The following is a 14609-nucleotide window of genomic DNA, read 5'->3' on the forward strand; positions in this document are numbered from 1 at the left end:
AACCGTCATGACCCGCCAACAGAACATCTGGTGCAGGCACTTTCTCGATCTCTCGCCGTTGATCCTGCTGGTCACCCTGCTGGCGATCTTCGCGCTTATCGACGCCCGCATCGTTTCGACTGCCAGCCTCATCAACATCGTCGCACAGGCGACCCCGATCGCCATCCTGGCGCTGGGTGCCCTGATCGTTCTGCTGACGGCGGGCATCGATCTGTCCGCCGGCGTCGGCGTCGCCTTCTGTGCCGTCTTCATCGCCAGCCTGATCGATGGTGGCGCCGGCCTGCCGCTTGCCCTTCTTGTCGGCCTTGCCGTGATGGTGGTGATCGGCCTCGCAAACGGCGCCGTTATCGCACTGTTGAAAATACCACCCTTCGTGACGACGCTGGCCACAATGGTCGCGCTGCAGGGCGCAACGCTTGCCGTTGCCTCCAAAGGCGTCCTGATGCTGAAGGATCCGACGCTTCGCGCCGTCGGCATCGAGCGCAGCTTCGGCATCCCCAACGTCATCTTCGCAACGCTGCTGATCATCGCCGTCGCAGCAATCCTGATGCGGCATAGCCGTTTCGGGCTGCGTACCTATGCGCTCGGGTCGGATGCCGGAGCCGCGGAACTTGCCGGCATCCCGGTGAGGAAACACACGATCCTCGTCTATTGTGCCTCCAGCATCTTCGTCTTCCTGACGGCTGTGATCATGATCAGCCGGGTGCCGGTCGTGACGCCCAATATCGGCGGCACCTCGCTGCTTCTGGATGCGATCGCCGCGGCCGTGCTTGGCGGCACCAGTATTTTCGGCGGCAGGGGAACGGTGTGGGGGGCGGTCGTCGGCGCTCTGATCGTCAGCCTGCTGACGACGGCGCTTCGGGTGTTCGGCACGGACCCTTCCAGCCTCGAACTCTACAAGGGTGCAATCATCATGGTCGCTCTTCTGGCCGATTCCGGCATGACCTACGCCAAGGCCCGGCTTGTCGAGGCCGCACGATGAGCGAGCCAGTTCCGGCCTTGCCGATCCCGCCCGGGTCCAGCTTTGCGTTGATGACCTCGCCGGATACGGAAAGACAGGCGACGGCTGGCGTGAACAAACCTGTCGTCATCCTGCCGCTCGGCGCTGTGGAACAACATGGCCCGCATCTGCCGCTCGGCGTCGATTGCTGGCTTGCGGAAGCGGTTGCGCTCGCCGCGGCGGAAGGGCAAGCCTCCATCCGTGTCGCCGAACCTTTCGCCTATGGTTCGTCCGAGCATCATCGTTCCTTCTCCGGCACGATGAGCCTCAGCCCGCAGACCTTCATCGCCGTGCTCGTCGATCTCTGCACCTGCCTTGCCGAAGACGGCTTCCTGCCGGTCATGCTGAACGGCCACGGCGGAAACCGCGCCGCCATCCAGGTGGCGATCACCACCCTTGGCCAGCGCGGCATCGTCACGGCGGGTTTCTCGTATTTCGATCTCATCGCCGACGTGGCCGCAGAGGCTCTACCCGACATCGCCACGGGCACAGGTCACGCTTGCGCGCTTGAAACGTCCTTGATGATGCATGTGCTTGGCGACAGCGTTCGCCGCGATCTCATCCCGCCAGGCGGCACCCCGCCATCCTGGCCGGATCCTCACCTTTACGCCGCGCCGGCCGTCACCGTTTGGCGCCGTTTCGAAGCCATCCGCGACAACGGCGTCATCGGCACGCCATCGCAGGCGAGCGCGGAGGCCGGCGGCAAACTTTTCATCGCAGCCGTGGAGCGCAGCCGCGCCGCCATTTTGAACATCCAATCCGAATTCGGCCAAAGGAACGCATGATGACAGTCCATTTCAAATCTTCTCTCGAAGGCCCCAACCTGCGCGGCATGGCGATCGTCTCGGAGCCGGAAGCAGCCGCCCGCATCGGCATCAACCGCATCGGCGGTGAGTGGATTGCCGGCAGCTCCGGCAAATTCCTGAAAATCGATAGCCCTTCGACGGGCGAGCATCTCGGCTACCTCTCGCTTTCCACCCGCGCCGATGTCGGTCGTGCGGTGAAAGCCGCCGAAGGCGCACGCGAGGCCATGCGCAAGATGGGAACTTTTGCGCGCGCGCAATTGTGCTTGCGCATTGCCGATGCGATCGACAAGCGCGCGGAAGAATTGGCACGCCTGCTTTGCCTGGAGCAGGGAAAGCCGTTCCACAGCGAAGCGAAGGGCGAGGCCGCCGCGGCAGCTCTCGGTTTCCGCAATGCGGCAGAGCAGATGAAGTGGCTGGAGACGGCGGCGTTTCCGTTGGCCGATGTCAACAAGCGCGCCTTCAGCTTCCTGCAGCCGAAGGGAGTCTTTGCCATCATCACGCCCTGGAATTTCCCGCTCGCCCTGCCCTGCCTCTATTATCTCGGACCGGCCGTCGCAACAGGCAACACCGTCGTCTGGGTGCCGGCGCCGACGACGTCGCTGATTGCGACGGCGCTTGTCGAATGCTTCATCGAGGCGGGCCTGCCGGATGGCGTCATCAATCTCGTTCTGGGTGACGGTGCCGAGGTGGGCGACGAGGCGGTCGTTCATCCGGGCACCCATGCCATCGGCTTCACCGGCAGTTCCGCCACCGGCGCGACGATCGCCCGGCGTGGCGCGGGCAAGCCGCTTCTGCTCGAAATGGGCGGCAACGGTCCGACCATCGTCCTGGCCGACGCCGATATCGACATGGCCGCCGCTCAGGTGGGAGCCGGCTGCTTTGCCAATGCCGGGCAGATCTGCACGGCCACCGAACGCGTGCTGGTGCACAAATCCATCCATGACCGTTTCATCGAAGGTCTCGTGAAGGCGGCGTCGAAGGTAAAAATGGGCGACCCTTTCGATCCCGCGACCACGATGGGTCCGATCAACAATGCGGTGGCCGTCGACAAGGTGCTCAGCCACATCGCGGACGCGCGCGCGCGTGGCGCCGATATCGTCACCGGCGGCAATGTGGCGCCGGGTTTTGCCACCAATCTCTATTTCGAGCCGTCGATCGTCACAGGACTGACCCGGGAAAGCCTGCTCAATGTCGAGGAGTCCTTCGGGCCGATCGCACCTGTGCTGACCTTCGAGACCGACGAGGAGGCGATGGAACTTGCGGCGTCCAGCCCTTACGGCCTGTCGGCCGCGGTCTTCACCAGCACCATCAAGAATGCTTTTGCCTATGCTGAAAGCCTGAAGGTCGGCATCGTCAACATCAACGAGATGAGCTGCTATTGGGAGCCGCACATCCCTGCCGGCGGCGCCGCTGGGACGCAGAGCGGCCTCGGTCGCACCGGGGGTCGGCACACGCTGATGGAAATGTGCGACCTGAAGACGATTACTGTGGATATCACCCGCTGATGTCCACGGCCCGCGCCTAGAGCCGGATGATTTCAGGTCGAATCGACCTGAAATCTGAATCCGCCTCTAACTCAAAGAGATAGAGCATGATGTCGTCCGAAAACCGCTTCGCACTTTTCGGCATCATGCTCTTGTGCGCGGGCCTGTCCTCGCGACCGTATGCCGTTCGGCAGCGAGATGTCAGATGGACCGGCGCAGGCTGTCGGCCATTTTCTCACCAATCATGATCGAGGTGAGATTGGTGTTTGCCTGGCAATCGAGCGGCATGATCGACGCGTCGATCACCCGCAGCCCTTCAAAACCGTAGACCCGACATTCCGGATCGACCACGGCCTCGCCGGGTCGTCCCATGCAACAGCCGCCGATCCCATGCTGTGCATCGGAAGACTGCGCCAGCAGGAAATTGTCGACCTCTTCGTCGCTTGCCGTTTCGAGCCATGACAAAGGCAGATCGGAATCCCCCAGCAGGATACGCTCGGCGATCGCCTGGATCGGCGCCTGCCGGGCAATCTCGCCAAGATGGCGATAGGCGATACGCATGCGCTGAAGATCCATTGGATCGTCCAGCATGTTCTCTTCCACGATCGGCTGGTCGAAGGGATTGGCGGAGCGCAACTGCACGGTGCCGCGGCTCTTGGCTTCCATCAGGATCAAATTGACCATGGCCTCGCCGAACTGGGCGCTGTCGGATTCCACGCCGATACCGCCATGGTTCATGGCGACGTAGAGAATGTCGTCACGCTCGGCACCCGGCACGCCGGAACTCATCCGCACACAGCAGTTGGTATGCCGCGCGTCGACATCGGTCGCCTTGAATTCGGGCTTCAGCTTCAGTTCGATGCGGCAATAGGGATGGTCGAAGAACCCTTCGCCGACCGGCAGGTCGGCAAGCACCTCGATGTCCTTTCGGTTCAAGAGAGCCGCCGGACCGATGCCGGAGCGTTGCAGGATGACCGGAGAGTGGATGGCGCCGGCCGAGAGGATGACCAGCGGCGCCTCGAATTTGCGAACCTGACCGTCCACGATGGCCAAAACGCCGATCGCCGTCTTGCCATCGAAAAGCACCTTGTCCACCGTCGCCTGGCCGATGATGGTGAGGTTCGGCCGGTCACGGGCAGCTTCCAGATAGCCGTCATTGACCGACACGCGCTTGCTGTCTCGACTGTTGATCGGGTAGGTGCAAGCCCCTTCGGCATCCGGAGCATTGAGATCGTCATGCCAGGGATGGCCGAGAGCCATCGCGCTTTGGCGCATGGCCTTGTCGACATTTCCCCAGCTTTCGACGGGCGCGCGGTAGATCGGAATCGGGCCATTGCTGCCGTGAAAATTGGCCGCGATCGGGTCATCCTCCAGGCGGCAGAAGAAGGGCAGCACGTCGGCTCCCGACCAGCCCTTGCATCCGATTTCCTCCCAGCGGTCGAAGGCATGGAGCACGCCGCGAATGGCAATTTGCCCATTGACGGAAGTCGAGCCACCAAGCCCCTTGCCGCGCCAGTAGACCCGATGCTCCTGCCGCTTCGTGCGGCGAGCCATCAGGTCGGAATACATGTATTGTTGCTGAAAACGATCGGGAAGCAGCAGGTTGAAGGGATTTGGACTCGCCATCTCAGAAGGTTGCTCGCCGCTCCGGTAGTCCGGCCCCGCTTCCAGCAAAAGCACGGTCGTGGCCGCATCTTCGGTTAGCCGGGCGGCAAGAACAGCCCCGGCTGCGCCGGCTCCGACAACGATGACATCAAACGGCATGCCGCACTCCCCGGATTCGACCAATGCACGGCTGGCTCGACCGCGACATCATGTTGATGTCACCATTATCTGCCGGCATTCAGGGTCAGCGACGGACGCCGGAACCGACTACCTTAGCCGCCATTGCACGACGGCAAGATCACCATGATTTGTTTTATATGTAAATATGATTTCGTATATGAACCTTTCGGAAATGCTCCTTTTCTGTGTCCATCCTTGGGGAGATCGACGCACCGCCGAACCCATGGAACCCTCGCATCAAAATTCGTTCCAAGCGGGTTCTACCGGTCAACTCATGACCGCCGGATCGAACCTGAACCAGGAAGCCGACTACGGCTGGGCCAAACGCGCCGGCGAAAGATCCCTCTCGGATAGTCCATTCGCGAGCAGGTCTGCAGGCAGGCGTCCCGAAACAATCAGGTCGGCTGCGGCACGGCCAAGGGCCGGGGCCATCATGATTCCATAACCGCCCTGGCCTGCAAGCCAGAAGAAGTCGGGCGCTGCGGCGTCGTAGCCCAGCACGGGCGCCTGGTCGGCTACGAAGGAGCGCAGACCCGCCCAGCGCTTTGCAATATGGCTGACGGTTGCCAGCGTCTCGCGCTGCAGCCAATCGACCAGCACTGCCACGTCCCATTCGTCAGGCTGGATATCCTGCGGTTCGATCGGCGTCTGGTCCCCCGGTGATGCCATGATCCTGCCGGCGTCCGGCTTGATGTAGGCATCGGCGGCAACGTAGTCGACGGCAGGCATTTTGGCGATGTCCAGCCCCGGAGGTCCGTCGACGATGATTGCGGTGCGCCGCTTCGCCACCAGCCCGATCGGGCCAGCGCCGGCCATGTCGCCGATCTCTCCAGCCCAGGCACCTGCCGCGTTGACGACAATTCGCCCTTTCACCGAGAAATCTCCAGCTGAGGCTTTCCAGAGGCCGTCGCGGCGATCCAGTTTCGTGATGCGCTTGCCGCAAAGGACGAGCCCGCCGCGCTGCCTGATGCCGCGCAGGAAACCCTGGTGGAGGGAGGCGACATCGATGTCCATGACGTCGCGTTCAAAGGCCGACGCCGCGACGCGTTCGCGGCGAAGCAACGGTGCCAAGGAGAGAGTGCCAGCCGCATCCAGTTTCCGGATTTCGTATCCGTCCGTCGACAGATCGAGGATCGGCGCCAGCAGGTCTTCCTCGCCGTGAGCTGCCACCGTCAACATGCCGCGTTGGGTCAGAAGCGGCCCGTCACAGAATTCAGCTGGCGGGTTCAGGAAGAAAGCCTGGCTTGTCTTGTTGATGCGTCGGACCGTGGCGACGCCATAGTTGGGTGTGAAGAGCGCGGCCGACCTTCCGGTACTGTGATAGCCGGGCGTCGATTCGGCCTCGATGAGCGCGACTGTCCCCAAGGCTGCGAGTTCATAGGCGGCGGCTGAGCCCGAGATGCCCGCGCCGATGACAAGATAGTCGTAGTCCATGACGGCCTGGCCTTTGGCTTGCGTCTCTATCCAGGTGCCGCAGCACGCTGGACGGACGATCCTCCACTATCCGCGTTTGTTCTGGCGGTTCGATCCGGCGCTCTGTCGCCGCCGGCGCACAAGAGTGCAGTTCCAGTAGAAATGCAAGAAAACAAAAATATGTTGACACCATGTAAGATTTATAACTTTGTAGTCGGCGGAGGAGAATTGCGCATGATCGGTTCGGTTCGCCAAAGGCTGTCGGATTGCCTGGGCAGCGCGTCCAAGGCAGACAAGGCGATTGCGAGTTTCATGCTCGCCCAGCTGAACAGTCTGGCCTTTGAGACCGCCGGCAGCATTGCGAGCAAGGTGGAGGTCAGCGAACCGACCGTCGGACGGTTCTGCCGCTCCATCGGCTACACCAGCTTCAAGGATCTGAAGGATCATCTCAAACAGGATCTGGGCGACCGGCCGTGGCTGATCAGCGATCGGCTGCGCGATTTGCAGCGCCGAACGCTTGCCGGAGAAGACCAGCTGGCACGCGGGCTGCAGCTCGAAATAGCAGGCCTGGTTGCCGTCTATGAACTTGCCCACACGCCGGAATGGAAGCGTGTCGTCAAGCGCCTTGCCACGACACCCGCCATCTTCGTCTCCGGTTTCCAGACCGAGCGCGGCGTTGCACAGACCTTCGTCAATCAGTTGCAGTATCTGCGCGACCGCGTCCATCTTCTCGATCTGGCCGGCGGCAATTTCAGCGAACTTCTGGCCTCCGACACCAAGCAGTCCTGCCTCGTTCTCTTCGAGGCCAAGCGCTACTCGCGCATGGCACGCCTGCTGGCGCAGGAGGCGCGAGGGCTCGGCATACCGACCACCCTGATCACCGACGCCTTCTGTGACTGGGGTCGCGAACTGGTCGACGAGATGTTCGTGGTCCCGACGGAATTCAATCTGTTCTGGGAATCGACCGCCCAGATGGCGAGCCTGACAAACCTGCTCGTCAACGGCGTGTTCATCGAGCTTGGCCCCGAGGTGGAGCAGCGCATGAATGAGGTATCGCGCCTCTACAGCCGCTTCACTGGATATGTCGGCGACCCGACCGGGCCCTCGATGGGGGACTAATCCGAGACCTACCGCGGCCCAACAACCAAAACAAAAGGGAACAATGACATGCGTACCATGACCAAGGCATTTCTCTCAGGCTCGGCGCTTCTGTCCGCCGGACTTTTCATGACGAGCCTGCCGTCGACGGCGATGGCCCAGGAAGCGACATTCGCGCTTCCTGCCGGTGAACTCGGCGCGACCTCGTACAATCCGGTCACCTCCAGCAACCTCAATTCGGCGACGTCGCTCATCTACGACCGGCTGATCGAGCAGGATGCCGACCAGTCGTTCCACCCGCATCTGGCCACGTCATGGCAGGAAAGCCCTGACGGCATGACCTGGGAGTTCAAGCTGCATCCCGACGTCAAATTCCATGACGGCGAGCCATTCAACGCCGAGACGATCGCAGCCTGGATCCCGACTTTTGCCGGCACGGAAAATGCCTTCATGGTCGAGGCAATCGACAAGGTCGTGGTCGTCGATCCGTTGACCGTCAAATTCGTCATGAAGCGGCCGGAGCCGAACATGCTGTACAACCTCGCCAGCTCCTTCATGGGCGTGCCCAGCCCCAAATCCTACAAGGCGCTGGGTAAGGACTACGGCGTGACCACCGCTGTCGGCACGGGACCATTCAAGCTGGAAAGCTTCTCGATAGGGCTTGAGACAGTCTTGGTCCGCAATGACGATTACGCTTGGGATTCGGACTTGTCGGTCAACCAGGGCGCGGCGAAGATCGCCAAGATCACCTTCCGTGAGATTCCCGATCAGTCGACCGCATTCCTCGAATTGAAGACAGGCGGCGTCGACGTGCTGCTTGGCGTGCCCACCGATTTCCTGTCTATCATCAAGAGCGAAAAGGCCGCCACCATCATCACCATGCCTGGAACCGGCATCAATTACATGCCGATCAATACGTCCGTGGCACCATTCACCGACATCAAGGTCCGCCAGGCCACAGCCTTGGCGATCAACCAGAAGGCCATCCTCGACAGCGTCTATGCCGGCGTCGGCCAGGAAGCACACAACTTCCTGATCAGCTCGCTTCCTGAATCCCAGGTCAAGCCCGGCCTCGACGTCAGTTTCGACCTGGCCAAGGCCAATGCGCTGCTCGACGAAGCCGGATGGAAAAGGGCCGACGACGGCGTGCGCGCCAAGGACGGCCAACCGCTGAAGGTCAAGCTCTTCACGCAAAACGATACGGAGTTCAAGCGGCTTACCCAGGTCGTGCAGGCGCAGCTCAAGGATATCGGCATGGATGCCGAGATCACCGTGCTCGATTCCAGCACGATCCGCGACGAGTACAAGAAGAACAACCATCAGCTCGCCGTGCGCGGCTACGACTGGAACAACGCCGACATCCTCGACTGGTTCTTCAGCGGCGCGCGGCTCGGCTACCCGAACATCTCGATGTGGAAAGACGCCAAATCCGACGAACTGAACAAGACCGCCATGACCAACTCGAAGACTTCGGCCGAGCGGATCGCGAATTTCAGGACCTATCACGAATATCTTCTGTCCCAGTTCCTGTTCGTGCCGATCTACCAGCCGGCAACCAATATCGCCTTCAACCCCAAGACGGTGAGCGTTCCAGAAAAGGTGCGCGGCCCGCGTTTCCGGTCGCAGACCATCATGGACATGCAGGTCCTGCAGTAACCAGCGCTACCGGCGCTTGACCAACAGTGAAGCACCGGAGGAGCCGGGATGATCATCAAATACACGCTGCAACGTCTGCTGATGCTCATTCCGGTGTCCCTGTCGATTTCGGTCGTAATCTTCCTGGTCGTTCATCTCCTGCCCGGTGATCCGATCGACAACCTCATGCGCGTCGGCTCGTCTCCGGAGGACCGGCTCGCAATGACCGTGAAATACGGGCTCGACCGGACGCTGGTCGAGCAATACCTGCTGTGGATCAGGAGCATCCTGAGCGGAGATTTCGGCGAGGCAATCGTACTGCGCCGCCCGGTTTCGGCCCTGATCCGGCAGAACCTGCCCTACAGCCTGACACTTGGCGCCCTGGCCTTCGCCTTCTCTTCGATCGTCGGCATGATCGCCGGCACCGTCTCCGCGGTTGCCAAGAACCCGATCGTGGAACAGGTGGTCAAGGCTTTCATCCTGCTCGGTTCGACGGTGCCCAGCTTCTGGCTGGCGCTGCTGATGATCCTGCTGTTTTCGGTGACGCTCGGCTGGTTTCCGGTCTCCGGCGCCAAGACCTGGACGGCTCTTGTCCTTCCGGTCCTCACGATCGGTTTCGGCGGCGTCGCGCTGGTGGCCCGTGTCACCCGCGTGGCGCTGGTCGAGATCGCACGCCAGGATTTTGTCACGCTTTTGCACGCGAAGGGGCTGTCCCGCTCGACCATCCTGTTTCGCCATCTGCTGCCGCACGCCTTTCTGCCGGTCGTCACGATCCTGGCCCTGCGCATTGGCTGGATCCTCGGCGGCGCGGTCACCGTCGAATTCGTTTTCGGCCGGCCCGGCCTCGGCAGCCTGCTTATCCGTGCGCTCGGTCAGCGCGATTATCCCGTCGTGCAGGGATGCCTGCTCATGCTGGCACTTGCCGTGATGCTCGGAACGCTGATCGGCGACGTCGCCCAGGCCGCACTGGACCCCCGTGTCAGGGAAGCCACCACATGAACGCATTGGCTCAATCCGGCGTCGGTCGCGCCTTCACCACGCCGCTCGGCCTGTTTTCGGGCGGCTATATCCTGATCCTCCTGGTGGTCGCGCTGACCGCGCCATGGATCACGCCCTTCGATGTCACCATCCAGGATCTGGCCAACAGCAACGCCGCGCCGGGTTGGCCGCATCTGATGGGCACCGATGAATTCGGCCGCGATGTCCTCTCGCGCGTCATGTACGGCGCACGCACCTCGCTGTCGGTCAGCGCAACAGCCATCGGTTTCTCGATGATCGTGGGGATGGCGCTCGGCGCCGCCGCCGGCTATTTCGGTGGCCTCTTCGAACGCGCCGTGATGACGGTCGTCGATCTGACATGGTCGTTTCCCGACATCCTGATCGCGCTCATGCTGGTGGCGATCATCGGCCCCGGCCTGTCCAGCACGATGTTCGCCATAGCCGTCGCCTACCTGGCGCAATTCACCCGGCTGACCCGGGCGCAAATCGTCCAGCTGAAGCGCGAGACGTTCATTGAGGCAACCATCAACCTGGGTGCCACGCCCGCCCACATCCTGTCGCGCCACCTGCTGCCTAACGCCGTTGCGCCAGTCATCGTGGTCGGCATGCTCGCCATCGGCGACGGCATCATCCTGGAGGCGACGCTCGGCTTCTTCGGCCTTGGCGCGCAGCCACCCACGCCAAGCTGGGGTGCCATGATGAGCAGCGGCACCGCGCAGCTTTTCCTGGCACCTTGGGTCATCATCTTTCCCGGCCTCGTCGTTGCCGCAACCGTGATTGCCATCAACCTGTTCGGTGATGCGTTGATCCGGGCACTCGACATCCGCGAACGGCTGCGCGGAACATGAGCACGATCCTGAAAGTAGAAGCTCTGCGCGTTGCGATCGGCGCACTCACGCCATTGTCCAGCGTATCTTTTTCGCTCAAAAAAGGTGAGACGCTGGGACTGGTTGGCGAATCCGGATCGGGAAAATCGTTGACCGCCATGGCCATCATGGGGCTGCTGCCGCTGATCGGCGGGCGCATCACCGGCGGCTCGGTGGTCTTTGACGGCGGCGATTTGACCACTTTGCCTGAACCGGCCTACCGGAAACTGCGTGGTGGCCGCATTGGCCTGATCACGCAGAATCCGATGACGTCGCTCGACCCTCTGAAAAAGGTCGGACCGCAGATCGATGTCGTGGCACGGCTGCATCTTGGCCTGGACAAATCCGCCGCACGCAACCGCACCGTCGAACTGCTTGGCGAACTGCGGATTCCGGAACCGGCTTCCATCTATCACCTTTACCCCCACCAATTGTCCGGCGGCATGAAGCAGCGCATCGTCATCGCCATGGCGCTTGCCGCCGACCCTGACCTGCTGATCGCCGATGAACCGACCACAGCGCTGGACGTCACCGTCCAGGCGCAGATCATCCGATTGTTGAGCGACCTGATCCGCGACCGGGGTCTAAGCATGGTGCTGATTACCCACGATATGAGCGTTGTTGCCCAAGCCTGCGACAAGGTCGTTGTGATGTATGCCGGGACCGCGGTCGAATACGGAACGGTCGCGGCGATTTTCGATGATCCGCGCCATCCCTATACAAAGGCACTGATCGGCTGCATCCCGCGCGGATTGGCGGGTGCACAGCGCTTGAAGGGTATCGAGGGTACCGTCCCAAGCGTCGCCCACTATCCGCAGGGTTGCCGCTTTCATCCGCGTTGCCCGCGTGCCGAGGCAATCTGCGCTGCCGTGTCGCCACCTTTCATAGCCAGCCGTGATGGCGCTGCCGCATGCCATTTTGCAGGAGCGGTCGGATGAGTGCGTTCCTGGAAGTCAGCAGCCTGTCCAAACGATACAGCAGCAAGCGCGGCCTGTTCGGCGCGGCCCGCTCGATGTACGCGGTCAACGACGTGTCGTTCCGGATGACGAAGGGCCGGGTTGTCGGCGTCGTCGGTGAATCTGGCTGTGGAAAATCCACGCTCGCACGCCTCATCCTGCGCCTGATCGAGCCATCGAGCGGTGCGGTCCGTTTCGATGGGCTGGATTTGCTGAAGCAGCGCCCGCGCGAGATGCGCCGTCTGCGCGCCCGCATGCAGATGGTGTTCCAGGACCCCTATTCGGCGATCGACCCTCGCTACACCGTTGCCGACGCGGTGATGGAGCCGTTCCAGATCCAGGGGGTACGCCTTTCGTCAGCCGCGAGATCCGACATGATCAGCGGCTTGCTGACCATGGTCGGGCTCAACCCTCAGACAGCATCGAGCTACCCGCATCAGCTGTCGGGCGGCCAGAAGCAGCGCATCGGCATCGCCCGTGCGCTTGCGCTGAAGCCCGCGCTTCTGGTGCTGGACGAACCGACGGCCTCGCTGGACGTCTCGATCCAGGCCCAGATCGTTGGCCTGCTCGAACGGCTGCAGGAAGAGATGAGCCTGACCTACCTGTTCATTTCCCATGACCTCGCGCTGGTAAAGTATTTCTGCGACGAAGTGCTGGTGATGTATCTCGGCCGCGTCGTCGAGGCATTGCCCGATACCGACGCGCCGGCGCGCCATCCCTATACCAGAACGCTGCTCGACAGCACGTTCCAGCCCGATCCGAAGCTGCGCCGCCGGATCGAGCCCCTGGTCGGAGAGGTGCCGAGCCCCTTCGATCTTGGGCCGGGCTGCACCTTCGCGGCGCGCTGCCCAAGGGCGAGCGAACGTTGCCGGGTGGAGACGCCGCTCCTGGCCGCTTCCGGAGGAGGCCACGCCGTAGCCTGCCACCATCCGGACTGATCCACGCGCCGAATTGCCGCCCCTTTGCGGTTGCCGCGCCCGAACCCATGCATCCCTGGAGCAACTTATGACCTTCAAAGTCCTGACCGCGGAAATCTACCACGAGACCAACACGTTCAGCCGTCATCCGACCGACGAGCAGGCGTTTCGCGACCGCTATTTTCTGGCGGGAGCGGAAGCCATCGCCCAGCGGCGCGACGCCAACACCGAGCTTGCCGGTTTCCTCGATGTGGGACGTGCTCATGGCTGGCAGGTCGAGCATGTGCTGAGTTCCGCCGCGGGTCCAAGCGGCAGGGTCACACGCGCTGCGTTCGACTGGTTATGCGAACCATTGATCGCTTCCGCTAAAGTTGGAGATTTCGACGGGATCCTGCTTGGACTGCACGGCGCCATGGTCCCCGACGTTTGCGAGGACGGCGAAGGCGAACTGCTTCAACGCCTGCGTGCCGTGGTCGGCCAGGCCGTGCCGATTGCCATTACGCTTGACCCGCACGCCAATGTCAGCCGGCGGATGTGCGAGCTCGCCGATATCATCGTCGCCTTCAAGACCTATCCTCACGTCGACATGCGTGAGATCGGCCGGCAGGCCGGCGAAATCCTGCAGCGCACGATGGCCGGCGAGATCAAGCCGCGCACGATCAGCGCCAGGCGACCCATGCTCGAGGAGGTCAATGGCGGGCGCACCGACATCGGTCCGATGCTCGAACGGCTCGCATCCGCGCGGACCTACGAAGCACAAGCCGACGTGTTTGCCGTCAGCATCAATGGCGGCTTCGCCAGCGCCGATATCGCCGAGATCGGGCCGACCGTTCTGGTCACCGGCCAAGGCGATTTCGATGCGCACCAGGCGTTCGCCGAAACGATCGCCGACGATATCTGGGAGAGACGCCACGAGGTGCTGAACGCGTATATCAGCGTCGAAACGGCGGCAGCCGTCGCTGTGGCACACAAGTCAGACGATGGCCCACTTGTCATCGCCGATTATGCCGACAATCCCGGCGGTGGCGGCTATGGCGACGCGACCAGTCTGCTGAAGGCCCTGCTCGAAGCAGGCGTGACCGACGCCTGCTTCGGTCCGATGGTCGATGGCGAGGCTGCGGCGGCCTTGCATGGGTCGGCCGTTGGCGAACGCGTCGAGATCGCGCTCGGCGGCAAGACCGACGCCCGCTTCGGCGGCGGTCCGCTTAAGCTCAATGCCGAAATCGTGGCGCTGAGCGATGGCCACTTCGTCGGCGACGGGCCGATGATCGGCGGACTCCCCGGTAATTTCGGGAGGAGCGCGGTGCTGCGCGTCGACGGCATCGAAATCCTGGTCGTGACCATCGCCCAGCAGATGCTCGATCTCCAACAGTTCAGGGCATTCGGCATCGACCCGGCGGCAAAGCGGGTGGTCGCATTGAAATCCATGCAGCACTTCCGTGCCGCATTCGCGCCGATTGCCGGCAAGATCATCGTCTGCGACAGTGGCGCGCTTTGCACGCCTCACTACGAACGGATGCCGTACCGGAATGTACCGCGGCCGATCTTTCCACTCGATCGGGAATGACGGCACCAACAGGAGGCTGAGCTTACCTGATCAAGGAAGCGCTTTCCCGCGCGCAAACGCCAGCCAACTTGGAGCCATGCATT

General features: G+C 62.4%; 12 protein-coding genes. 10 read left to right on the top strand and 2 right to left on the bottom strand.

What is annotated here, in order from left to right; genetic code table 11:
• The first annotated feature begins 7 nt into the window (after positions 1-7).
• The 3 genes from HB777_21430 to HB777_21440 are packed head-to-tail and all read left to right on the top strand — an operon-like array spanning position 8 to position 3311.
• On the top strand, positions 8-982 hold the full coding sequence (locus HB777_21430; GenBank protein QND66223.1) for an ABC transporter permease: 975 nt from the start codon (positions 8-10) through the stop codon (positions 980-982).
• The gene (locus HB777_21435; GenBank protein ID QND66224.1) at positions 979-1785 is read left to right on the top strand and encodes a creatininase family protein; all 807 of its coding nucleotides are present in this window, start codon (positions 979-981) and stop codon (positions 1783-1785) included. Before HB777_21430 ends, HB777_21435 begins: the two co-directional genes overlap by 4 nt.
• A complete protein-coding gene (locus tag HB777_21440) occupies positions 1785-3311 on the top strand; it encodes an aldehyde dehydrogenase (protein ID QND66225.1) in 1527 nt (508 codons plus the stop codon). Before HB777_21435 ends, HB777_21440 begins: the two co-directional genes overlap by 1 nt.
• Positions 3312-3491: 180 nt before the next feature.
• On the opposite strand, the gene HB777_21445 is transcribed toward HB777_21440, so the two are convergent.
• Together HB777_21445 and HB777_21450 are read right to left on the bottom strand one after the other, a co-directional pair.
• Entirely contained in the window at positions 3492-5054 is a 1563-nt protein-coding gene (locus HB777_21445; GenBank protein QND66226.1) for a GMC family oxidoreductase, read from the bottom strand.
• A gap of 330 nt (positions 5055-5384) precedes the next feature.
• Positions 5385-6509, bottom strand: a complete 1125-nt coding sequence (locus HB777_21450; GenBank protein QND66227.1) for an FAD-binding oxidoreductase — start codon at positions 6507-6509, stop codon at positions 5385-5387.
• Positions 6510-6722: 213 nt separating this feature from the next.
• On the opposite strand from HB777_21450, the gene HB777_21455 reads away from it, so the two are divergent.
• From HB777_21455 to HB777_21485, 7 genes are all read left to right on the top strand, one after another.
• The gene (locus HB777_21455; protein ID QND66228.1) at positions 6723-7607 is read left to right on the top strand and encodes a MurR/RpiR family transcriptional regulator; all 885 of its coding nucleotides are present in this window, start codon (positions 6723-6725) and stop codon (positions 7605-7607) included.
• A 48-nt stretch (positions 7608-7655) separates the two neighbouring features.
• Entirely contained in the window at positions 7656-9242 is a 1587-nt protein-coding gene (locus HB777_21460; GenBank protein ID QND66229.1) for an ABC transporter substrate-binding protein, read from the top strand.
• A gap of 48 nt (positions 9243-9290) precedes the next feature.
• Positions 9291-10220 (top strand): ABC transporter permease, encoded by a 930-nt coding sequence (locus HB777_21465; protein QND66230.1) that lies wholly within the window; start codon positions 9291-9293, stop codon positions 10218-10220.
• Positions 10217-11068, top strand: a complete 852-nt coding sequence (locus HB777_21470; GenBank protein ID QND66231.1) for an ABC transporter permease — start codon at positions 10217-10219, stop codon at positions 11066-11068. The genes HB777_21465 and HB777_21470 overlap by 4 nt, the downstream gene beginning before the upstream one ends.
• Positions 11065-12024: an ABC transporter ATP-binding protein gene (locus HB777_21475; protein ID QND66232.1), complete on the top strand. Its 960-nt coding sequence runs from the start codon at positions 11065-11067 to the stop codon at positions 12022-12024. The genes HB777_21470 and HB777_21475 overlap by 4 nt, the downstream gene beginning before the upstream one ends.
• Positions 12021-12980 carry an ATP-binding cassette domain-containing protein gene (locus tag HB777_21480; protein QND66233.1) on the top strand — a complete coding sequence of 320 codons (960 nt, stop codon included), beginning with the start codon at positions 12021-12023 and terminating at the stop codon, positions 12978-12980. Before HB777_21475 ends, HB777_21480 begins: the two co-directional genes overlap by 4 nt.
• Positions 12981-13047: 67 nt before the next feature.
• Positions 13048-14526, top strand: a complete 1479-nt coding sequence (locus HB777_21485) for a M81 family metallopeptidase (protein ID QND66234.1) — start codon at positions 13048-13050, stop codon at positions 14524-14526.
• Positions 14527-14609 lie beyond the last annotated feature (83 nt).

It is taken from the genome of Mesorhizobium loti, from assembly GCA_014189435.1.
Lineage (GTDB): Bacteria > Pseudomonadota > Alphaproteobacteria > Rhizobiales > Rhizobiaceae > Mesorhizobium > Mesorhizobium loti_G.